Below are 22,819 nucleotides of genomic sequence, written 5' to 3' on the forward strand. Positions count from 1 at the left end.
GACGCGCGGTGCCTCGCGCTGCCCGGGGGACGGGTGGCTGCGAGGACTGCGCGGTCGACGAGGGCGACGGTGCTCTGGTGCGGACGGCTGGGCCGTCAGGGGGAGGCTGCTCAGGCCGGGCAGTCCGCCCCGGCGTTCCGGGGAGGTCCGGGGAGGCTGCGGCCTGGAGGGTGCGCTCAGGCGGCGACGGGCGAGCCGGCGAGCGCCGACCGCACGAGCCACGCATGCTGCGCGCACCAGGTGGCTATGGGGTCGCGGACCGAGGGGTCCTCGGTCGCGGCCGACCCGACGTGCACGAGGGACTGCTCCTGCAGGTACACCGCGGGCGTCGGGCACGTCGCGCCGAGCTCGAGGAGCACGGGGCGCAGGTACGCCTCGGCGGAGACCGCGTGACCCGGGGAGGCCCCGACCATGACCGGGACGGCGACGACGCCGGTGAGACCACCGGGCGGGAAGCGGTCGAGGAATGCCTTGAGCAGGCCCGTGTAGCTGCCCTTGTAGACGGGGCTCGCGACGACCAGCAGACGGGCCGCGCCGATCGCGGCGACTGCGTCAGACGCCGGGACCGACCCGGGTTCGAGGACCGCCGGGCCGAGGTCAGCGAGGTCCACGACGGCCTGGTCGAGGTCCCCCGCAAGGGTGGAGAGGAAGGTGGTGGCGGCGCTCGCTGTGCGCGAGCCCTGCCGGGGGTTCCCTACGAGTGCGTAGGCAGAAGACTGGCCCATGGGCCCTCCTTGTCGGTACCTCGCCCCGTGGGGTGAGGTGCGTCGGAGAGCGGGCGGAAGCGTGATGGTCGACGGCCCGCGGGGATCGTTGACAGGCGTCACGCTACGGGCCGTGTGTTTCCGGATCAGACGCGCAGTGTTACGAGCGTGCGACGAAGTATCGCGACCTCAGGCGAGCATGCGGGCGACCTCGAGCCTCGCACCCCCGCGCACCAGTGCGACCTCGACGCCTTGCTGCGTCAGTGCTGCGGGCAACCACGCACCGGTGACGAAGAGCCTCTCGAAGGGCTCGTTCACGACGATCACCGTCCGGGCGGTGGGGACCTGCGAGCGCAGCCACGCGAGCTTGAAGGCGTCGGCGAGGACCTTGTTGCGCTGCGCGGACTTGACCGGGCCTGCGGCGTAGGTCACCTGGACGAGCACGGCACCGGCGACGCCGAGGCTGTCGGGGTCACCGACCCCCGCGCCGTCGACCCCGACGCGCACCCCGCCGGGGAGCGTGAAGTCGCGCGGTGCGAGACGTACCCCGAGGTGGGTGGCCAGGGCGTCGAGGAGCGCGGCGTCGTGCGGGGGCAGGGCTGTGGTCGCCATGCCCGGGAGCCTACGGCCGCAGTGTTCCGTCCGCGTTACGCGACCAGCCGGCTGGCCGCCTGGCTGCCTGGCCAACCGCCGACCGCCGACCGCCAGGTGCGAGATCGTGACTTCGGAGCGAGATCGACCCTCCGGAGTCACGATCTCGTTCGAAAGTCACGATCTCGTTCCCGAAGGGTGGGAGGGGAGCGGGCGGAGTGCGGCGCGGGGTGAGGGGAGCGGGGGCGCGGCACCACACGGGCGGCGAGGGAGCGCCCGGGACGGTCTCTCGTCGGTAGGCTGGGGGTGCCGGGGGCGGTACGACGACCGCACCTCCGAGCCACCCCTGCCACACCCCTGCCCTTCCCGGTCCGACCTGAAGGATCCGCCTCCATGCTCCGTGCTGTGCTCTTCGACCTCGACGGTGTCCTGACACCGACCGCCGAGCTCCACATGCGCGCGTGGGAACGGCTGTTCGCGCCGTTCTGCACCGCCCGTGGGCTCGCGCCGTACACCGACGCCGACTACTTCGCGCACATCGACGGCAAGCCGCGCTTCGACGGCGTCCACACCATGCTCGCCTCGCGCGGTGTCGAGCTCCCGTGGGGCTCGACCGACGACGCGCCCGGTGAGTCGACGGTCTGCGCCCTGGGCAACGAGAAGAACCAGATCGTCAACGCGATGTTCGTCGAGGAGGGCATCGACCCCTACCCGGGCTCTGTCCGGTTCCTCGACGCCGTGACCGCCGCCGGTGCGCACGTCGCCGTCGTGTCCTCGTCGCGCAACGCCCCGTCGGTGCTCGCCGCCGCCGGGATCGCCGACCGTTTCGAGGTCGTCGTCGACGGCGCCGTCGCCGAGCGTGACGGCCTGCCTGGCAAGCCCGCCCCCGACACCTACCTGCGCGCCGCCGAGCTGCTCGGTGTGACCGCAGCCGAGGCGATCGTCGTCGAAGACGCGCTCTCGGGCGTCCGCTCCGGGCGAGCAGGCAGCTTCGGCCTCGTGCTCGGCGTGGACCGGGGTGTCGGACCCGACGCGCTGCTCGCCGCCGGTGCGGACCTCGTGGTCTCCGACCTCGGCGAGCTCGACGCGTCCATCCTGACCCGCTCAGCCGGTACGTCGGCCGGTGCGGCCGAGGGCACCTCTGCACGCACCGACGGGGGAGAGCAGTGAGCCCTCGCACGCCTGCCGAGAAGCAGCACGTCGACCGCAGCAGGTTCCCGGCCGACGAGTGGCGCCTCGTCGAGAAGCGTTTCTCGACCGAGGACCTCGGGGTCACCGAGACGCTGTTCTCGGTCGCCAACGGCTACCTCGGGCTGCGCGGCAACGTCGAGGAGGGGCGCGAGTCCCACACCCACGGCACCTTCGTCAACGGCTTCCACGAGACGTGGCAGATCCGCCACGCCGAAGAGGCCTTCGGCCTCGCGCAGGTCGGCCAGACGATCGTCAACGCCCCCGACGCCAAGGTGATCCGCCTGTACGTCGACGACGAGCCGCTGCTGCTGCCCGTCGCCGAGCTCGTCGACTACGAGCGCTCCCTCGACATGCGCGACGGCGTGCTGCGCCGCGAGATCGTGTGGATCACCCCCGGCGGCAAGCGGGTGCGGATCCGGTCGCAGCGCATGGTGTCCTTCGCGGAGCGCCACCTCGCGGTGATGACCTTCGAGGTGACGATGCTCGACGAGTCCGCGCCCGTCGCGATCTCCTCGCAGATCCTCAACCGGCAGGACGGCGAGGACGAGTACCACGTGCGCGCCGCCGCGATGGGCGAGGGCTTCGACCCGCGCAAGGCGAACCAGTTCACCGACAGGGTGCTGCACCCGCAGATGCAGTCGGCGGACGACGACCGTCTGGTGCTCTCGTACTCGGTGGCGAACTCGGGCATGACGCTGGCCGTCGCGGCCGAGCACCACATGGTGACGGACAACCTCGTCGACCTGCACACCTTCGTCGAGGGCGACGTGGCCAAGCACGTGTTCCGCGTGGACGCGCAGCCCGGCCAGCCGATCCACCTCACCAAGACCGTGGCCTACCACACCTCCCGTGGCGTCCCGGCGCGCGAGCTCGTCGACAGGTGCGGCCGCACCCTCGACCGCGCGCGGCGTGACGGGCTCGAGGGCACCTTCCGTGCGCAGCGGACGTGGCTCGACGAGTTCTGGGCCCGCTCCGACGTCGAGATCCCCGGCCAGCCGGAGATCCAGCAGGCCGTGCGCTGGAACCTGTACCAGCTGGCGCAGGCGACGGCGCGCGCCGAGGGCAGCGGTGTCCCCGCCAAGGGCCTGACAGGTTCTGGCTATGGAGGCCACTACTTCTGGGACACGGAGATCTACGTGCTCCCGTTCCTCACCTACACGAGTCCCCGGTACGCCCGGAACGCGCTGCGCTTCCGCTACCAGATGCTCGACGCGGCGAGGAAGCGCGCGAGCCAGGTGTCCCAGCTCGGGGCGCTGTTCCCGTGGCGCACCATCAACGGCGAAGAGGCCTCGGCGTACTACGCCGCGGGCACCGCGCAGTACCACATCGACGCCGACGTCAGCTATGCGCTCGTCCAGTACGTGCTCGCGACAGGGGACCGTGAGTTCCTCGAGCGCGAGGGCGTCGACATCCTCGTCGAGACCGCGCGCATGTGGGCCGACCTCGGGTTCTGGCGGGTCAACGGGGACGACGAGTTCCACATCCACGGTGTCACCGGCCCTGACGAGTACACGACAGTCGTCAACGACAACCTCTTCACCAACGTCATGGCGCGCTTCAACCTGCGTGCCGCTGTGCGGGCTCTCGAGATCATCGGCGAGACGGACCCTGCGTCCAGGGCCGACGTCGACGCCCGTCTGGGCATCACGCCCGCCGAGGTGCACGAGTGGTCCAAGGCCGCCACGAAGATGTCGATCCCGTGGGCCGAGCACCTGGGCATCCACCCGCAGGACTTCCACTTCCTCGAGCGCGAGGTGTGGGACGTCGCGGCGACCCCGGCCGACCGCCGGCCGCTGCTGCTGCACTACCACCCGCTCGTCATCTACCGCTACCAGGTGCTCAAGCAGGCCGACGTGGTGCTCGCGCTGTTCCTCCAGGGGAACCAGTTCACCGCCGAGGAGAAGCTCGCGGACTTCGAGTACTACGACCCGTTGACCACGGGCGACTCGACGCTCTCGGGTGTGGTGCAGTCGATCGTGGCTGCTGAGGTCGGGTACCAGGACCTCGCGCTCGAGTACTTCGAGAAGTCCGTCTACGTGGACCTCGCGAACCTGCACGCCAACGCCTCCGACGGTGTCCACGTGGCCTCGGCCGGTGGCTCGTGGTCGGCGCTCGCCTTCGGCTTCGGTGGCATGCGCGACCACGACGGGCACGTGGCCTTCGACCCGCGCCTGCCGGCGTCGTGGGACTCGCTCACCTTCCGGGTGACGGTCAAGGGCTCGCGCCTGCGCGTCCACCTCACGGCCGACGCGATCGAGCTCACCTGCGAGACCGGCGACGGCGCGCACGTCTCGGTCCGCGGCGAGCAGGTCGACGTCCGCCCGGGCGAGCCGACTGTCGTCGCCCTCGCCGACCAGGGGCCGCGACGCTCGGGTCGCCCGAGCATGCGCCGGCTCTCGGGCAACCGGCGCGAAGACGGCACGCTCATCCAGGCGACCGTCCCGCACTCCTGAGACGGAGCCGTCGCCAGACGCGACGGCGAGCAGGACGACGGCCAGCAGGACGATGGCCAGCAAGACGACAGAGCGCGGCGCTCCGACCGGTGATCCGGTCGGAGCGCCGCGCTCTGTCGTCTCCAGGCGCGGTCGTCTCCAGATGCGGTGGTCTCCAGACGCGGTCGTCCTCAGACGAGGTCGTCGTCAGACGCGCACGACCTCCCGCACGACGGTCCGCGAGGCCGCGGCGCCCGCGAGGACGAGCCCGGCCGCGACCCCCACGCTCACCACGAACTGCACCACGACAGACCATTGCGCGATCATGCCCGCGCCGAGCACCGGCAGCATGAAGAGCAGCGCGAAGCCCGCCGACGTCCCGACTGTCACGACGAGCGGGATGAAGGTCTCGCGCATCCGGGCAGAGTCGAGGACCCGCAGGTCCGTCCCGGCGAGGGACAGGGCGCGGTACTCCTCCCGCTGCGCGATGACGTTGCCCGCCTGCATCACGCCCGTGGAGACGGCCGCGAGCAGCCCGGCGATGCCGAGGGTGAGGTATCCGCCCGTCGCGACGTCCCCGAGGAACTGGGCGTCTTCGGGCGAGGCGCCCGACGAGGCCGACGAGAACAGCGACGTGATGCTCGCGAGCCCCGCGATGAAGGTCGCGAGCGCGACCCCGCCGACGCTGCGCCACGCGGTCTTGGGGTCGTCGATCATCCGACGTCCGGCGAGCAGCGTCGCGGCGGTGCGGGCTCTGTGGGCGGTCACCCGCCCGACGACCCACACCGTGAAGGGTCCGACGAGGTTGAGCGTGGTGAAGCCGAGGACGAGCATCACCCCGATGACCGACAGACCCACCTGCCCGAAGGACGTGGTGACGACCGCGAAGACGATGACGGCACCCACCGCGACGGCGGCGCGCAACCAGGTGAGCCCAGGCGGCTGGACCCGGTTGGCCACGCCGAGGGGCGTGATCGCGACCCTGCGCAGGCTCATGGTCGAGGACACCACGGCGATGAGCACGACCCCGGCGAGGGCCGCGAGGATGATCGGCACCCCTGTCCACAGCTCGGCGAGCTCGAAGGTGCGGCCCTGGAACCTCAGCAGCGAGACCAGCGGGATCAGCGCGAGGTACCCGACGACACCGAGCAGGGCGCCGGTGACGGCCTGCGCTGTGGCGTCGAGGACCGTGAGCCCGGTGACCTGACCCGTCGAGGCACCGGCGAGCCGCAGCGCGGCCAGCCGGGCGTCCCGGCGGGCCACGGCCAGGCGTGCGGCTGCGGCCCCGAGGGTTGTGAGCGGCACGACGAGCAGCCCCGAGGCGATCCACGCGAACATGACGTAGGAATCGGCGTCTGCGTCCGCTCCCGGTGCGGCCGCGCGGTCGACGAAGGCACCGACTCCGCCGAGCACGACGAGCAGGAGCGCTGTCGCGACCGCGAAGGCGATGATCGCCAGGGTGGTCGTCAGACGTTGCGGGTCGCTGCTCGACGCACCCCGGCGCCGCAGCAGCCGCCACAGGGACCAGGTCGTGGTCATCGGGCCTGCCCTCCGGGCTGCTGGGGTGCGGGTGCCTGCTGGGGCGCGGGCGCGGGCGCGTGCGGGGCGGACGGCGCGGTCGCCTGCTGAGTGGCGGGTGCCGGGGGCTGGTGACCCGCCGGGGCGTAGAACTCGCCCGAGACCAGGCCGTCACGCATCGCCACGGTGCGCGAGCACCAGCGCGCGACCGTCGGGTCGTGCGTGACGACCACGAGGGCCGCGCCGCTGCGAGCCGCGGCCTGGGTCAGGACGGCCATCACCTCGGCTCCGGTCGTCTGGTCGAGCGCGCCCGTCGGCTCGTCGGCGAAGATCACGCCGGGCGAGCCGACGAGCGCCCGGGCGATCGCCACGCGCTGCGCCTGACCGCCCGAGAGCTCGCCGGGGCGACGGTCTTCCATCCCGGCGAGGCCGAGCTCGCCCAGCCGCACGGCGGCAGTCGCGACGGCCTGCGCCCGCGGCATGCCGCCGAGCATGAGCGGCAGCGCGGCGTTCTCGACTGCCGGGAGCTCGGGCAGCAGCTGGCCGGACTGGAAGACGAAGCCGAAGTCGGAGCGCCGCAGAGCTGTGCGCTGCGTGTCCTTGAGGGAGGCGATGTCCTGCCCCTTCCACAGCACCGACCCCGACGTCGGGCGCACGATCCCGGCGAGGCAGTGCAGCAGCGTGGTCTTGCCGGAGCCCGAGGGGCCCATGATCGCGACGGACTCGGCGGGGACGATCGACAGGTCGACTCCCGCGAGGGCGTGGGTGGCTGTCGGGCCGGTGCCGTAGACCATCTGCAACGACCGGGCGGCGAGGAGCACAGGGGCTGGGGGCGGGGGTGTGGGCTGCATACGTCCAGCCTCGCGTCCGGGGTGGTCGTCCTGCATCGGGCGAGGGACGGGTCTGGGACGTCTGGGGGTCGGTCTCCGGGTGGAGCCGGGCCAGGGGTGGGTCACCTGTCAGGGGGACGGGGTCCTCGTGGCCCTGCACCCCGAGCGTGCTCGGGGAGGGCGTCTCGACGGCCCGCGAGTCGGCTGGGGAAGGCACCTGGCCAGCACGCCGGTTAGGCTCGGGACCGCCGCTCCGTCGAGCGTGCGGTGCGGACCGAGAGCTGTGGTCTGCACGCTGGTCGAGGAGCCGGCCGACCCTGGGTGGGACGGCCGCGCAACGAGGTGGAGGAGTCGTCCATGGGCGTCGTCGTCGGGCTGTACAGGATCGCGGTCGCGGTGTTCGCGCTCATCGGCACGCAGGAGATCTGGCGGGACGGTGACCCCTCGGGTCTGGTCTACTTCACCAACCAGTCCAACCTGCTGCTCGCGGTCGTCTTCGTGTGGGCCGGGTTCGCGTCCTTCGCCCGTCAGCCCCAGCCGCCGGCCTGGCTCAAGGGTGCTGTCACGCTGTTCATCCTCATCACCGGTCTCGTGGCGTACTTCATCCTGCCGCCCGACGCGCCCGGAGAGCCGACTGTCGTGCTCGGCCTGACCGACGGGCAGATCGTCCACCAGCTCACGCCGGCACTCGCGCTGCTCGACTTCCTGCTCTTCGACCCGCACCGTCGTCTGCGGGTCAAGAACGCCGCGCTGTGGCTGCTGTACCCGGTCGCGTACTGCGCCTTCACGACCGTCCGCGGCGTCGTGCTGCCGGACACCGACTACCCCTACGGCTTCGTCGACGTCGCCGAGATCGGGTACCTCGGGCTCGTGCAGAACGTCGTGCTCTACGGCGTCGGGTTCTTCGTGCTCGGTCTGGTGATCGTCGGGATCGACCGGGTGCTGCCGCGCAACCCTGTGATCGGGCCGAAGGTACCGGCCGGTGGGCGGTCCGGCGGACGGTCGGGATCGGCGCGAGGGCGCGGGTCGCGGAGCCGTTCGGAGGGGTGAACCGGTCTGGCCGCTAGCCCCGGAGCGGGCACCGTCTCCGCTCGCTCAGGGCGCGGGGCGAGCCAGACGAGGGCAGCGTGTCGTGGCTCACTGAGAACTGATTTGGCGTCTGGGTCCCCACCCCTGTAACGTTTCTCTCGGTTCACCGGGCGCCCGTAGCTCAACGGATAGAGCATCTGACTACGGATCAGAAGGTTGGGGGTTCGAATCCCTCCGGGCGCACCACCCGAACGAACGGCCTCAGTCCTCGGACTGGGGCCGTTCGTCGTTGGTGGGCTGTGCCACCCTCAGAGACCCGCTCGGCCGGCCTCGAGGTCGCACCCCCGAGACCGAGGTCGTACAGACACGCCAGATCTCGCCGCCGGACGCCGTCGGACGGCGTGTCCGGGCGACCTCGGCGCACGAGGGGCGACTTCGGCGCACGAGGGGCGACTTCGGCGCACGAGGGGCGACTTCGGCGCACGAGGGGCGACTTCGGCGCACGAGGGGCGATTCGGCGCACGAGGGGCGACCTCGGTGCAGGCCGGGCGACTTCGGCGCACGGAGGGGCGACCTCGGCCCTGGTCGCGCGGCGTCGGCGCAGGGCTGTCGTTGACAGGCTCGCACCCCTGACCTGCGGGAGTTCTCGCTCTCAGGCGTTGTGGGTACTCTCAGTCCGACCCCGGCCAGCAGACGTGGCGCGCCGACGCGCCCGTGCCCCCCGCGCTGGCCACCGGACTCAGGAGCGCACTTGTGATCCGCATCGGCATCGTCGAGGACGACGCGGCGAGCGCACGTCTGCTCGTCGAGCACCTGCGCCGCTACGAGCGCGAGCACGACGAGGACTTCGCCGTCTCCCTCTTCGACGACGGCAGCAAGGTCGTCGACGGCTACCGCCCGGACTACGACATCTTGCTGCTCGACATCCAGATGGCCGAGATGGACGGCTTCACCGCCGCGGAGAAGATCCGCCAGGTCGACAGCGACGTCATCATCGTGTTCATCACCAACATGGCCCAGTACGCGATCCGCGGCTACGAGGTCGACGCGCTGAGCTACGTGCTCAAGCCGGTCCCGTACTTCGCGTTCTCGCAGGAGATCAAGCGGTCGCTCCAGCGGATCCGGCGGCGGTCGGCCGACTACCTCATGCTGTCGGTCGACGGGGCGCTCATCCGCGTGGACACCGCGCAGATCGTGTTCATCGAGAGCATCAAGCACCGCGTCGTGGTGCACACGACCGACGGCCAGTACTCGATGGTGGGTGCCCTCAAGGCCATGGAGGCCCAGCTCGAGGGCAAGAACTTCTTCCGCAGCAACAGCTGCTACCTGGTGAACCTGCGGCACGTGACAGGCGTCAAGCAGAGCACCTGCCAGATGGTCGGCGGCCACGACCTCACCATCAGCCGGCCGCGCAAGCGGGGCTTCCTCGATGCGCTGACCGACTACGTGGGCGGCCGCGGCGCATGACTCTCGACGTCCTCCCGGACATCCCGCGCGAGCTCACGGGCCTCGCGGAGTGGGCGGCGTGCATGATCTACGTGCTGCTGCGCCAGAACCGCCTGCGCCCGACGCGCCTCGCGCTGCTGTCGGCGGTCGCGCTCGGCGTGCTCGTGGGCGTGCAGGTCGGGGCGGGGATGCTGCCGCTCGGCTGGTGGCCCGTCGGCATGGCGGCGTCGGCGGCCTGCATGTACCTGTTCCTCTACGCGGCGACGAGCGCACCGGTCCGCGACGCCGGGTACTTCTGCGCGCGGGCCCTCGTGCTCGCGGAGCTCGTCGCGGCGCTGCACTGGCAGATCCACTGCTTCTTCTTCCTCCTCGGTGACGCCCACCCCGGTGACGCCGGGCTGGGTGGACCGGCGCGCGTCCTCACCTTCGCGGTCGTCTACGTGGCCGCCTTCGCGATCGCGTACCTCGTCGAGGCACGCCACTTCAGGCCCTCGCAGCCCCTCGACGTCACGGGGCGCGACCTCGCCTCGGCTGCGGCGATCGCCCTCGTGACCTTCGGCATGAGCAACCTCAGCTTCCTCAACGCGAGCACACCCTTCAGCGGGCGCCTCGGCTTCGAGATCTTCTACATCCGCACCCTCGTGGACCTCTGCGGCTTCGTCGCGCTCTACGCCCAGCAGGGCCAGCGGCTGCAGCAGCACGCGAAGGGCGAGCTCAAGGCGATCGACGAGATCTTGCGCAGCCAGCACCAGCAGTACCTGCAGTCCAAGCGCAGCATCGAGCGGGTCAACCGCAAGTACCACGACCTCAAGCACCAGGTCGGCGTGATCCGCGCCGAGGTCGACCCGCGCAAGCAGGAGTCGTACCTCGACGAGCTCGAGGCGACCATCAAGGACGTCGAGTCGCAGAGCAAGACGGGCAGCAGCGTCCTCGACGTCATCCTCACCACCAAGCACCTGGAGTGCGTCGAGCGGGGCGTCGACCTCACCTGCGTCGCGGACGGCAGCCTGCTCGGCTTCATGACGGTCATGGACGTCAGCGCGCTGCTCGGCAACGCCCTCGACAACGCGATCGAGGGGGCGTCGCGCGTCGAGGACCCGCAGAAGCGGCTCGTCAAGATGGCGCTCTTCGCCCGGGACGACCTCGTGGTCATGACCTTCGAGAACTACTTCGACGGCGAGGTGCGCACCGAGGGCGGGCAGATCGTCACCCGTCGCGGCGACCGCGACAGGCACGGCTACGGCCTCAAGAGCATCCGGTACACCGCCGAGAAGTACGGCGGCTCGATGACCGTGCGGACCGACGGCGGCTGGTTCGTCGTGCGGCTGCTGATCCCCGTCCCGCGCGACTTCGTCCGCACCGAGCCGACGGCTCTCGAGATCAGCTGACCGGCTGCCTGGCGGTCCCGGGGCACGTGGTGCCCTGAGGTACCTGCGGTGCCGTGCCTGGCCGGCTCTCGAGGGCGGCGCTCACGCGCGCTGATCTGACCGGTGCCTCGCCTGCGCGGTCGTCTCGTCCTACGGGAGCCTCGTCCGCGCGGTCGACTTGTCTGACGTGTGCCTCACCCGTGCCGCCGTCTCGTTCGACCCGACCCGACCCGAGCCGGAGTCCAGGCCCACCCGCCCGGTCATACCGCCCCGGCCTCCCAGACCCGCCCCCAGCGCCCGCCCGGCACCTCCGCCCCCGCCTGGGACCGCTCCCGGCGACAGGTTGTGCACCCAGAACGACAGGTTCTGCAGGACGGCCAGGCGCGGCTCCCGGGGTGCGCTTCAGTGGTCTCGCTGGGACCCGACGACTGTGGTGGGGGCCCGACAGTCGATGACGACACGCGTGCGTCAGGCACGCGCAAGGAGAGGGAAGGTCGATGAAGACTACGACGACGGCACCACGTCGCCACCGCACGACGAAGGGCATCCAGGGGGCAGCGGCGCTCACCGGTCTGGCGATGCTCGCGATCGCCGGGTGCTCCGGCAGCACCCCGGCGGACGGCACGACCGAGGGCGCCACAGGCACCTTCACGACGCGTGAGGTCACCGACGGGAAGACCACCTTCACCGTCGTCACCAACCCGGGCGACGGCCCTGTCCTCTCCTACGGCGCAGACAGCGGGATCGAGATCCTGTCCGAGGAGGTCGACGGCTCGACCCTCGCCTTCAAGGACATGAACGCCAACGGGACCCTCGACACGTGGGAGGACTGGCGCGAGGACGACAGCGTCCGCGCCGCCGCGCTCGCCGAGGAGCTCTCGGTCGAGCAGATCGCCGGGCTCATGCTCTTCAGCTCCCACGAGCGCTCGCCCGCTGACGGCATCACCGACGCGCAGAAGACGTACATGGAAGAGTCGCGCCTGCGCAACGTGCTCAACGCCGGCCCCAACGACGTCGAGGCCAACGTCACGTGGTCCAACCAGCTCCAGGCGCACGCCGAGTCGCTGGTCACCGAGGACGAGCCCTACGTCCCGGTCAACTTCAGCTCTGACCCGCGCTCGACCGCGGAGAGCGGCGGCAGCTACAACGCCTCGGGCGACATCTCGCGCTGGCCCTCGAATCTCGGCCTCGCCTCGACCTTCGACGTCGCGCAGGTCAGCGCCTTCGCCCAGATGTCCTCGGCCGAGTACCGCGCGCTCGGCATCACCACGGCGCTCAGCCCGCAGATCGACCTCGCGACCGAACCGCGCTGGCTCCGGGTCGACGGGACCTTCGGCGAGAACGTCGAGCTCACGAGCGAGATGGCTGCTGCCCTCGTCGACGGGCTGCAGAGCTCGCCCGAGACCGACGGCTGGGGCTCCGAGTCCGTCGCCGCGATGATCAAGCACTGGGCCGGCGACGGCCCCGGTGAGGGCGGCCGCGAGTCGCACACCTCGGTCGGCAAGTACGGCGTGTACCCGGGCGACAACTTCGACGCGCACACCGAGGCCTTCCTCGGGGCTGTCGACTCCGCGGCCGTCATGACCGCCTACTCGATCGCCCTCGACGGCGACGGCGAGCCGCTGTTCGGCGAGCGCGTCGGCAGCGCCTACGACTCCGTGCGCACGGGTCTGCTGCGCGAGAGCTTCGACGGCGTGGTCGTCACCGACTGGGCCGTCACGGCCGGGGGCAGCACCGACCCCGACGCGATGATCGGCACCTCGTGGGGAGCCGACGACATGACCGTCGCCGAGCGCCACTACGCGGTCCTCAAGAACGACGTCGACATGTTCGGCGGCAACAACGCCGTCGAGCCCGTGCTCGAGGCCTACGACATGTGGCAGGCCGACTTCGAGGCCGGGACCAACGACGTGGACGCCGACACCCGGTTCCGCGAGTCCGGCACCCGCATCCTCACGATGCTGTTCCAGCCTGGCCTCTACGAGAACGCCTTCCTCGACCTCGAGGAGTCCGAGGCCGTCCTCGCCTCCGAGGACAAGGTGGCCGCCGGCTACGCGGCCCAGCTCGCCTCGACGGTGATGCTCAAGAACGACGGCGAGACCGTCGCCGCCTCCGACGTCGAGTCGTGGAAGGACAAGACCGTCTACATCCCGCGGTCCTACGACACCGGCTTCGACGGCACCTTCGGACCCGGCGAGTACGTCGAGGGTCCTGGTCTGGACGTCGAGACCGCCGAGCAGTACTTCGGCACCGTCGTCACGGACGAGGCTGTCGAGGACGCCGACGGCGTGGTCACCAGCTACACGGCTCCTGACCTCACCGACGTCGACCTCGTCCTGGTCGGCATGACCAGCCCGAACAACGGCAGCAACTTCACCAGCGCAGGTCAGGACGCCGAGACCGGCGCCTGGTACCCGCTGTCCCTGCAATACCGCCCGTACACGGCGGACGGCGAGAACGTCCGTGAGGTCTCGATCTCGGGTGACATCCTCCCGGACGGCACGCAGGAGAACCGCTCCTACCTCGGCGCGACGTCACGGATCGCGAACGAGTCCGCCCTCGACTCCTTCGAGCGGGCGACGGCTGCGGTCGAGGCCAGCGGCAAGGACATCCCGGTGATCACGCTGCTCAAGGCGAAGAACCCGACGGTCCCGACCGAGTTCGAGGCCGCCTCCGACGCGATCCTCGTCGGCTTCGGCATCAGCGACCAGGCGCTCATCGAGGTCGCCCTCGGTCTGCACGAGCCCCAGGGCCGTCTGCCGATCGGCTTCCCGGCGTCGATGGACGCCGTCGAGGCGCAGCTCGAAGACGTCGGCGAAGACACCGAGCCCTACGTCGACTCGGCCGGCAACGCCTACGAGTTCGGCTTCGGTCTGAGCTACTCGGGCCCGATCGCCGACTGAACCAGAGCACGAGCCCGGGTGGTCGGCGGCGCAGGCCGCCGGCCACCCGGGGACCGGCCCGGCAGGCGCGACCAGCGCCCGCAGGTACCGGGACGCACGACAGGCAGCGGGGCAGGCCCGCCGCCACACCTCACCTCACAGGAGAAGACATGAAGCGGAACACGATGCTCACCAGGAGCCTCGGTCTGGCCATCGCCGTCACGGCGACCTTCGGGCTCGCCGCGTGCGGCAGCGACGACAGCAGCTCGAGCGACTCCTCGGCGAGCGCCACGACAGCAGCAGCCGACGGAGGGTCGGACACCGCAGCAGCGGACGTCGACGTCGCCGAAGACCTCGAGGCCGCCCGCACGGCCGTCGCCGACGCGCTCGCCGAGGACGACTCCTGGGGTCAGATCATGCTGGCGAGCGACGTCAAGGCGCCGACCGTCAAGTACGGCATGCTCGTCGTGCCGTACACCCCCTCGGACGCCGCCTCGCGCGTGCAGGGCACCGTGACGATCACCGACGGCGCGTACACGATCGACGCCGACTCCGCCGCGACCGGCGAGACCTGGGTGATCGACCAGGACGGCACCATCACTGCTGCCGAGTAGCAGCAGCGCCCGGTCCTCAGGCCGGGCACCCCGCGGGACGCCGGGCCTCCGGCGCACCGCAGCACCACCCGATCGCAAGGCAGCGGTGAGCAGCGAGCATCCCACCCCCTGACCTGATCACCGCTCGCACCCGAGGGAGAACGCAGTGAACGCCAAGGCGAAGAATGCCGATCGCGCGAAGACGCCGATGTCGAACAAGAAGTACCTGGGGATCTGGGTCCCCGTGCTGGCCACGGTGACCGTCGTGACCGTGGTGGCCAACGTGGGGCTCAACGTCGCCGGCGGCTGGGTCGCGTCCCAGCTCGGGTCCGGGACGTACACCTTCACGAACGCCGAGAAGTCTGCTGAGTGGGACACCGACTACTACACGTCAGACTTCGCCTCGATCGACGAGGTCGACGAGGCCGCCAAGGCTCTTGTCGAGGAGATCGCGGCCTCGGGCATCGTCCTGGCCAAGAACGAGGCCGGCGCGCTGCCCCTCGCGGCGTCCTCGAAGGTCACGATGCTCGGCCGCGCGGCGGCCGACCCGGTCTTCGGCGGCTCCGGCTCGGGCTCGGTCGACACGAACTCTGCCGTCACCGCGCGCGGTGGGCTCGAGAACGCGGGCCTCACGGTCAACGACACGGTCTTCGGCGTCATCAGCACCTTCGCCGAGGAGAACCCTCGCGGGCACATCGAGATGGACAACCCCGAGGCGTCGACGTACACCGTCGGCGAGCTCCCGGTGGCCTCCTACGAGGCGCAGGCGGGCTCCTTCGCGGAGAACCCTGACGCGGGGATCATCTTCATCGGCCGACCCGGCGGTGAGGGCGGCGACCTCACGCAGGACATGGTCGCCGAGGGCGAGACCGCCGAGCCCGGTGAGCACCAGCTCGAGCTCAACGCCGACGAGCGCGACCTCGTCGAGCTCGCCAAGGACAGCTTCGACACCGTGGTCGTCGTGGTCAACGCCTCGACGACCCTCGAGATGGGCGCCCTCCAGGACGACCCCGAGATCGACGCGATCCTGCTCGCCGGCTCACCCGGCGCGACGGGCTTCAACGCCCTCGGTCGGGTCATCACCGGTGACGTGAACCCCTCGGGCCGCACGGCCGACCTCTGGGCCGCCGACTTCACGGCCGACCCGACCTTCGCGAACTTCGGCGAGTTCGTCTACGACAACATCGAGGCGTCCTTCCCCGTCGCCGCGATCGAGACCGCCACCTCCAACGCGACCGTCACCCCGGACGCGCCCTTCGTCAACTACGCCGAGGGCATCTACGTCGGGTACCGCTACTACGAGACGGCCGCGGCCGAGGGCTTCCTCGACTACGACGAGGCCGTCGTCTACCCCTTCGGCTACGGCCTGAGCTATTCCGACTTCGCGTGGGAGCTGGTGGGCAGCGAGGCCGGTGCCGTGGACGGCACGATCTCCGCGACGGTCGAGGTCACCAACACCGGTGACGTCGCCGGCAAGGACGTCGTCGAGCTGTACTACTCCGCGCCCTACACCCCCGGCGGCATCGAGAAGTCTGACGTCGTGCTCGGCGGCTTCGCCAAGACCGGCCTGCTCGAGCCCGGCGCGAGCGAGACCGTGACCCTCGAGATCTCCGTCGAGGACATGGCCTCCTACGACCACCTCGGCGAGCAGGCCTACGTGCTCGAGGCCGGCGACTACGCGCTGACCCTGCGGACCGACTCCCACACCGTGGCGCCCGGCACCGAGCCGATCACCTACACGGTCGACTCCGACGTCGTGTACTCCGGCGAGGACCACAGGTCGACCGACCTCTCCGAGGTCACCAACCGCTTCGACGACGTCTCGGCCCAGTTCACCACCGAGCCGACTGAGGGCAAGGTCCTCTCGATGTCGCGGGCCGACTTCGCCGGGACCTTCCCGACGGCGCCGACCCCGGACCTCTTCGTCGCGAGCGACGCGACGGTCGAGGACTTCAAGCCCTGGGACCACGAGGCTCAGGCTGCTGCCTTCGACGGTGAGGACCCGACGACTGACGCAGCGACCGAGACGGCGCTCGTCGACCTCCGCGGTCTGCCGAAGGACGACCCCGCCTGGGACTCGCTCCTCGACTCGCTCTCGACAGGCGACATGACCGACATGCTGCTCAACGGCGCGTACCAGACGGCCGCGATCGGCTCGATCGCCAAGCCGGCGACCGTCGAGCCTGATGGCCCCGCCGGGCTGTCCTCCTTCATCAACTCCTCGATCAACGGTGTCGCCTACCCCTCGCAGGTGCTCATCGCCCAGACCTGGGACGTCGATCTCGGCTCCGCGATGGGCACGATGATCGGCAACGAGGTGCTCCAGAAGGACCTCAACGGCTGGTACGCCCCTGCGGTCAACCTGCACCGCTCGCCCTTCGGCGGACGCAACTTCGAGTACTACTCCGAGGACCCGCTGCTGTCCGGCGCGCTCGCGACAGCCGTGTCGAACGGCGCAGCGAGCAAGGGCGTCTACACGATGCTCAAGCACTTCGCGCTCAACGAGCAGGAGACCAACCGCGTCAACAACGGCATCGCGACGTGGGCGACCGAGCAGACGATCCGCGAGGTCTACCTCAAGCCCTTCGAGATGGTCGTCAAGGACACCTCGATGCCGGTGCGCTACATCTCCGACGACGAGGGCACGATCGCCGAGACGACCATCGGCGCCGGCGGGATCATGAGCTCCTTCAACCGGATCGGCGCCGTCTGGGCCGGTGGCTCCGAGGCGCTCATGACGGACGTGCTGCGCGGGGAGTGGGGCTTCGAGGGCTTCGCCATCTCGGACTTCAACCTCTACCCGTACATGAACCCGAACCAGAGCATCAGTGCCGGCACCGACCTCACGCTGACCTTCCAGCCGTCGAAGTCCCTCGCCGACACGGAGTCCGCCAAGGCCCGGACCGACATCCGGGAGGCGACCCACAACATCCTGTTCACGGTCACCAACTCCAACGCGATGAACGGGATCGCCCCCGGCGCGACCGTCGACTACACGCCGCCCACCTGGGTCTACGTCCAGATCGGCGCGAGCATCCTGCTCGGGCTGCTCGTGGCCGGCGGCATCTTCATGGTGACGCGCCGGGTCCGGCGTCACCGCGGGGCCGACAGCTCCGTGGTCGCGACCGAGTCGCACGACGAGCACGCCTCCGCCTGACGACGAGTCGTCGCCCCGCGTCAGGCAGGTGGTCTCCACCGCCTGCCTGACGCGGACCCGGACCGGGCCCCTGGACGGAGCCCTGTCCCAGACCGGGCTCGCGAGGTGCTGGGCCGCCCTGCCCAGCACCCGCCGGACGCCCACACCCGGACACACGAAGGAAGCAGCAGGTCATGACGGCAGAACTCACGGTCCTCGAGAAGGCCGCGCTCCTCAGCGGGAAGAACGTGTGGGAGACCCGCGCGGTCCCGCGGGCGGGCATCCGCTCGCTGTTCCTCGCGGACGGACCGCACGGCGTCCGCAAGCAGCTGGGCTCCTCCGACCACCTCGGGCTGCACGCCTCGCAGCAGGCCACCTGCTTCCCGACGGCCGCGACGATCGCGAACAGCTGGGACCCCGAGCTCGCCGAGGAGATCGGCCGTGCGCTCGGCGCCGAGGCCGCCCACCAGGAGGTCGACGTGCTGCTCGGCCCGGGGCTCAACATCAAGCGCAGCCCGCTCGGCGGCCGGAGCTTCGAGTACTTCTCCGAGGACCCGATCCTCTCCGGGAAGCTCGCCGCGGGGTACGTCCGTGGCATCCAGTCCCAGGGGGTCGCGGCCTGCCCCAAGCACTTCGCGGCCAACAGCCAAGAGCTGCGCCGCATGGTCAATGACTCCGTCGTCGACGAGCGCACCCTCCGCGAGATCTACCTCACCGGCTTCGAGATCGTCGTCGAGGAGTCCGCGCCCCGCGCGATCATGTCCGCGTACAACCTGGTCAACGGCGTCTACGCCAACGAGAACCCCCACCTGCTGCAGTCGATCCTGCGCGACGAGTGGGGCTTCACCGGAGCCGTGGTGACCGACTGGGGCGGCTCGAACGACATCGTCGAGGGCGTGCGCGCAGGCAGCACCCTCGAGATGCCGGCCGCGGGCCTCGACTCGGCGCGGCAGCTGGTCGCGGCGGTCGAGGACGGCCGTCTGCGGCTCGCCGACCTCGACGCACGCGTCGCCGAGCTCCGCACCCTCGTGGCCGAGTCCCGCACACCGGGGACCGCTGCCCCGGTCGACCAGGACGCCCACCACGCCTTGGCGCGTCGGGCCGCAGCCCGCAGCGCCGTCCTCCTCAAGAACGACGACGCGCGGCTCCCGCTCGCGGCAGGCACCCGGGTCGCCGTGATCGGCGACTTCGCGCAGACCCCGCGCTACCAGGGGGCGGGCTCGTCGGCGGTGAACCCCACGCGGCTCGACAGCATCCTCGACACGATCGACGGCAGCGGCCTGACGACGACGGGCTTCGCGCAGGGCTTCCGGCGGGGCAGCGCGCCCGACGCCGACCTCGTGGCCGAGGCCGTCGCGGCAGCCCGCGGGGCCGACGTCGTCCTGCTCTTCCTCGGTCTCGACGAGATGGCCGAGTCCGAAGGGCTCGACAGGACGCACCTGCGGCTGCCCGACGCCCAGACCCAGCTGCTCGCAGCCGTCTCGGAGGCCAACCCTGAGGTGGTCGTCGTGCTGAGCGCCGGAGGTGTCGTCGAGATGCCGTGGGCCGGTTCGTGCCGCGCGCTCGTCCACGGGTACCTGGCCGGGCAGGCCGGGGCCGGTGCGCTCCTCGACGTCCTCACCGGGGTCGTCGACCCGTCGGGCCGGCTCGCCGAGACCGTGCCGCTCTCGCTCGCCGACACCCCGACAGCCCTGACCTTCCCCGGGACCGAGCGCACGGCCGAGTACCGCGAGGGCCTCTACGTCGGCTACAGGTACTACACGACGGCCGACGTCCCCGTGGCCTTCCCCTTCGGCTTCGGGCTCTCGTACACGAGCTTCGAGCACAGCGACCTCGTGGTGTCCCAGGACAGCGTGCAGGTCACGGTCCGCAACACCGGCGAGCGCGACGGCGCCGACGTCGTCCAGGTCTACGTCCGACGGGACTCCGCAGGCGTGCACAGGCCCGACCGCGAGCTCAAGGCCTTCGCCCGCGTCGAGGTCGCCGCGGGGGAGAGCGTGGTCGTGACGATCCCGCTCGACGCCAAGGCCTTCCGCCACTACGACGTCGAGTCGGGCGCATGGCAGGTCGAGCAGGGCGAGTACACGGTGCTCGTCGGCGCGCACGTCGACGACCTCAGGCTCTCCGCGCCGCTGACCGTCCGCGGCACGAAGCCCGCAGGACAGCCGGACCCGGCGCTGCCCGGCTACGTCTCGGGCCGGGTGCAGTCTGTGCCCGACGCCGAGTTCGCCGCGCTGCTCGGGAGGCCCCTGCCGCAGGCCCGCTGGACCGGCGAGCTCGGTCCCAACGACGCCCTCGGACGGATGGGGACCGCGCGCAGCCCGCTCGCGCGCCTCGCCCACAGGGTCCTGACCTGGCAGCTGCGGCGCAGCGAGAAGAAGGGCACGCCCGACCTCAACACGCTCTTCCTGCTCAACATGCCCTTCCGGGCGATCGGGAAGATGACCAACGGCTGGGTGAGCACCGAGATGGTCGACGGCATCGTCCGGGTCGTCAACGGCCACCTGCTGACCGGCGGGGCGGCCACGGTGCGCGGCCTCGTCCGCAACCTGCGCGCCAACCGTCGGACCGCCCGCGCGCTGCGCGACGCGTCCTGACCGCGCACCCCCCACCGCTACCCGAGCACCGACCGAAGAGAGAACGAACATCATGGTCACGCGCCTCAAGGCCGCCTGGAGCCGATTTGCCGAAGCCCGACCGGGAGTCGCGCAGTTCGTCGTGTTCTTCGCGCTGAGCAACGGGGTCACCGCCCTCCAGCTCGCGCTCATGCCCCTCGTCAAGTGGGCCTTCAGCCACACCGCCCTCATCGACACCGCGTTCCAGCACTGGCAGATCGGGTCGAACACCGACGGCTCGGCGTACTACGTCTTCGACTACGCCGCGGGCGCGCTGCCGCTCGGTGGGGGCGGTCTGGCATACTTCCTCGCGGTCCAGATCACCATCCTCGTGGCGCAGGTCATCAACTTCTTCGCCCAGCGGAGCATCACCTTCAAGTCGAGCAGCAGCATCGGCCGGGCGGCGTTCTGGTACCTCGTGGCGTACGTCCTCATCACCATCGGTGCCGCGGCCCTCCAGGGCCTGTACAAGGCGCCGATCTACGACCTGCTCATCGACACCTGGGGGCTCGGTGGGACGGGGGAGACGCTCGCCGACTTCGTCACCGTCATCATCAACAGCGCGATCTCCTTCTGGGTCTTCTTCCCGATCTTCAAGGTGATCTTCAAGAGCGACCCCGTCTCCGGGGCCGCCGCTGAGCCGAGCGAGCAGAAGGCATGAGCACCCAGGCGCACGTCCCCACCCACACCCGGCACGACGTGCCGGTGTCCCGTCGACGGGGTGCGACGGCCGGGGCCCGGACGGGGGTGTCCGTCGCGCCTGGCTCCAGGGTCGAGGTCCTCGCCCCGGTCCCCGAGCCGCTGCTGTCGGTCGTGGTCCCGAGCTACAACTCGCAGGACTACCTGGACAGGTGCCTCGACACTCTTGTGGGCGCCGGGTCTGAGCTGGAGATCATCGTCGTCGACGACGGCTCGACCGACGGGACCGCAGCCCTCGCGCAGACCTACGTCGACAGGTTCCCCGGTGCGGTGGTGCTCGTGAGCAAGCCGAACGGCGGGCACGGCTCCGCCATCAACACCGGGCTGGCGCGGGCGCGGGGTCGGTACCTCAAGGTCGTCGACAGCGACGACTGGGTCGACGAGGCGGCGCTCGCCCAGGTCCTCGACACGCTCCGCGGCTTCGCTACGTCAGGGTCGGACGTCGACCTCGTGGTGTCGAACTTCGTCTACGAGAAGGTCGGCAAGCGGCGCAAGGTCGCGGTCCGCTACCGCAACGCCCTGCCGCGCGGCCGCGTGTTCTCCTGGTCGCAGACGCGGCGGTTCCGCAAGCGCCAGTACCTGCTCATGCACTCGATGATCTACCGCACAGGCCTGCTGCGCGAGGTCGGCCTCGAGCTCCCCGAGCACACCTTCTACGTCGACAACCTGTACGCCTTCGTGCCGCTGGCCCGCGTCCGGTCGGCGTACTACCTCGACGTCGACCTCTACAGGTACTTCATCGGCCGCGAGGACCAGTCGGTCCACGAGTCCGTGATGCTCCGGCGCCTCGACCAGCAGCTCCGGGTCAACTGGATGATGCTGCGCCACCTGCGGTCGACCGAGGTCGAGGACAAGCGGATGCGCGACTACAGGCTGCACTACGTGCGGATCATCTGCGCGGTGTCGTCGATCCTGCTCGTCCGGTCCGGGACCCGCGCCTCGCTCGCGGAGAAGGACCAGCTGTGGGGCGAGATCCGCCGCGAGGATCCCTGGCTCTACCGACGCCTGCGCTGGAGCGCCATCGGCCAGCTCACCAACCTCCCCGGCCCGGCCGGCCGTCGTGTCTCCGTCCTGGCGTACAGGGTCGCGCAGCGGGTGGTCGGCTTCAGCTGACCGCAGGTGGTCGACCGTGGTTGTCCACCCCCTCTTGTCTGGCCATTCAACCCAGGGCTAGAATCGTGGCGTGAAGCCGCAGAAGACCCGCGACGTCATGAAGCACCTGCGGAACGCCGAGTGGGCGAGAGGTCGGTCGATGGACAAGACGACGTACGCCGTCGAGGTCGTCCGTGATGGACGCTGGTGGGTCTTCGAGATCCCCGAGCTGGGGACGGGCGGGCAGGCGATGAGTCTGGCGGAGGTCGAGCACGAGGCGCAGGGGGTCGCGGCGATGTGGCTGGACGTGCCGCCGGAGTCGATCTCGGTGGACGTCTCGGTGCGGGCCCCGGAGAGCGTCTTGGCGGAGTGGAGGCAGGCTGCCCTGGACGAGGAGCAGGCGCGAGCGGCGCAGGTGCAGGCTGCCGCACGTCGGCGCGCCGCGGTCGACGCGCTCCTCGAGCAGGGGTGGACCGTGATCGATACGAGCTACGTCCTCGGAATCAGCAAGCAGCGCGTCTATCAGCTCAGCACCGTCAGGGACCGTGAGAGGTCGAGCGCACCACGCCGTCGCGCCGCTGGCTGAGTCCTGACGCCTGAAGCCTCAGTCCGCCGAGGAGTCACCACCAGCCTGCCCACGCAGGACTGATGTCCCCATGGGCGGGTGAGGCCTGAGGCGGCAGACTGGGCGCAC

16 protein-coding genes and 1 tRNA gene are annotated in these 22,819 nt (G+C 70.7%); 13 read left to right on the top strand and 4 right to left on the bottom strand.

Going from position 1 to position 22,819, the window contains the following annotated elements; all coding sequences use genetic code 11:
- Positions 1-176 precede the first annotated feature (176 nt).
- Positions 177-725: an NADPH-dependent FMN reductase gene (locus ASG53_RS15075; RefSeq protein WP_056135196.1), complete on the bottom strand. Its 549-nt coding sequence runs from the start codon at positions 723-725 to the stop codon at positions 177-179.
- Positions 726-893: 168 nt separating this feature from the next.
- Complete coding sequence (locus ASG53_RS15080) at positions 894-1,316, bottom strand: hypothetical protein (RefSeq protein WP_056135199.1); 423 nt, start codon at positions 1,314-1,316, stop codon at positions 894-896.
- Positions 1,317-1,688: 372 nt separating this feature from the next.
- Between ASG53_RS15080 and ASG53_RS15085 the strand changes: the two genes are divergently transcribed.
- Together ASG53_RS15085 and ASG53_RS15090 are read left to right on the top strand one after the other, a co-directional pair.
- Positions 1,689-2,465, top strand: coding sequence for an HAD family hydrolase (locus tag ASG53_RS15085; RefSeq protein WP_056135202.1), 777 nt, complete (start codon positions 1,689-1,691; stop codon positions 2,463-2,465).
- Positions 2,462-4,939 (top strand): glycoside hydrolase family 65 protein, encoded by a 2,478-nt coding sequence (locus ASG53_RS15090; RefSeq protein WP_056135205.1) that lies wholly within the window; start codon positions 2,462-2,464, stop codon positions 4,937-4,939. The genes ASG53_RS15085 and ASG53_RS15090 overlap by 4 nt, the downstream gene beginning before the upstream one ends.
- A 186-nt stretch (positions 4,940-5,125) precedes the next feature.
- On the opposite strand, the gene ASG53_RS15095 is transcribed toward ASG53_RS15090, so the two are convergent.
- Together ASG53_RS15095 and ASG53_RS15100 are read right to left on the bottom strand one after the other, a co-directional pair.
- Complete coding sequence (locus ASG53_RS15095) at positions 5,126-6,457, bottom strand: FtsX-like permease family protein (RefSeq protein ID WP_056135207.1); 1,332 nt, start codon at positions 6,455-6,457, stop codon at positions 5,126-5,128.
- Positions 6,454-7,287 carry an ABC transporter ATP-binding protein gene (locus ASG53_RS15100; RefSeq protein ID WP_235533959.1) on the bottom strand — a complete coding sequence of 278 codons (834 nt, stop codon included), beginning with the start codon at positions 7,285-7,287 and terminating at the stop codon, positions 6,454-6,456. The genes ASG53_RS15095 and ASG53_RS15100 overlap by 4 nt, the downstream gene beginning before the upstream one ends.
- 336 nt (positions 7,288-7,623) lie before the next feature.
- On the opposite strand from ASG53_RS15100, the gene ASG53_RS15105 reads away from it, so the two are divergent.
- The 11 genes from ASG53_RS15105 to ASG53_RS15155 all read left to right on the top strand — a co-directional run bounded on the left by ASG53_RS15105 (position 7,624) and on the right by ASG53_RS15155 (position 22,711).
- On the top strand, positions 7,624-8,316 hold the full coding sequence (locus ASG53_RS15105) for a Pr6Pr family membrane protein (RefSeq protein ID WP_056135210.1): 693 nt from the start codon (positions 7,624-7,626) through the stop codon (positions 8,314-8,316).
- 149 nt (positions 8,317-8,465) lie between these two features.
- Positions 8,466-8,541: transfer RNA gene (locus ASG53_RS15110), tRNA-Arg, on the top strand.
- Between the two features lie 507 nt (positions 8,542-9,048).
- Entirely contained in the window at positions 9,049-9,762 is a 714-nt protein-coding gene (locus ASG53_RS15115; RefSeq protein WP_056135213.1) for a LytR/AlgR family response regulator transcription factor, read from the top strand.
- Complete coding sequence (locus ASG53_RS15120) at positions 9,759-11,129, top strand: GHKL domain-containing protein (RefSeq protein ID WP_056135217.1); 1,371 nt, start codon at positions 9,759-9,761, stop codon at positions 11,127-11,129. Before ASG53_RS15115 ends, ASG53_RS15120 begins: the two co-directional genes overlap by 4 nt.
- A gap of 476 nt (positions 11,130-11,605) precedes the next feature.
- Positions 11,606-14,011 (top strand): glycoside hydrolase family 3 protein, encoded by a 2,406-nt coding sequence (locus ASG53_RS15125; protein ID WP_056135219.1) that lies wholly within the window; start codon positions 11,606-11,608, stop codon positions 14,009-14,011.
- Between the two features lie 149 nt (positions 14,012-14,160).
- Entirely contained in the window at positions 14,161-14,604 is a 444-nt protein-coding gene (locus ASG53_RS15130; RefSeq protein WP_056135222.1) for a hypothetical protein, read from the top strand.
- Between the two features lie 145 nt (positions 14,605-14,749).
- Positions 14,750-17,740: a glycoside hydrolase family 3 C-terminal domain-containing protein gene (locus ASG53_RS15135; RefSeq protein ID WP_056135225.1), complete on the top strand. Its 2,991-nt coding sequence runs from the start codon at positions 14,750-14,752 to the stop codon at positions 17,738-17,740.
- Positions 17,741-17,913: 173 nt separating this feature from the next.
- Positions 17,914-20,316 carry a glycoside hydrolase family 3 C-terminal domain-containing protein gene (locus ASG53_RS15140; protein WP_056135228.1) on the top strand — a complete coding sequence of 801 codons (2,403 nt, stop codon included), beginning with the start codon at positions 17,914-17,916 and terminating at the stop codon, positions 20,314-20,316.
- A gap of 52 nt (positions 20,317-20,368) precedes the next feature.
- A complete protein-coding gene (locus ASG53_RS15145) occupies positions 20,369-20,995 on the top strand; it encodes a hypothetical protein (RefSeq protein ID WP_056135231.1) in 627 nt (208 codons plus the stop codon).
- On the top strand, positions 20,992-22,146 hold the full coding sequence (locus ASG53_RS15150; protein WP_235533960.1) for a glycosyltransferase family 2 protein: 1,155 nt from the start codon (positions 20,992-20,994) through the stop codon (positions 22,144-22,146). The genes ASG53_RS15145 and ASG53_RS15150 overlap by 4 nt, the downstream gene beginning before the upstream one ends.
- A 70-nt stretch (positions 22,147-22,216) precedes the next feature.
- Positions 22,217-22,711, top strand: coding sequence for an antitoxin HicB (locus tag ASG53_RS15155; RefSeq protein WP_235533961.1), 495 nt, complete (start codon positions 22,217-22,219; stop codon positions 22,709-22,711).
- The last annotated feature ends 108 nt before the right edge of the window (positions 22,712-22,819 follow it).

This window comes from Sanguibacter sp. Leaf3 (assembly GCF_001425965.1).
Lineage (GTDB): Bacteria > Actinomycetota > Actinomycetes > Actinomycetales > Cellulomonadaceae > Sanguibacter > Sanguibacter inulinus.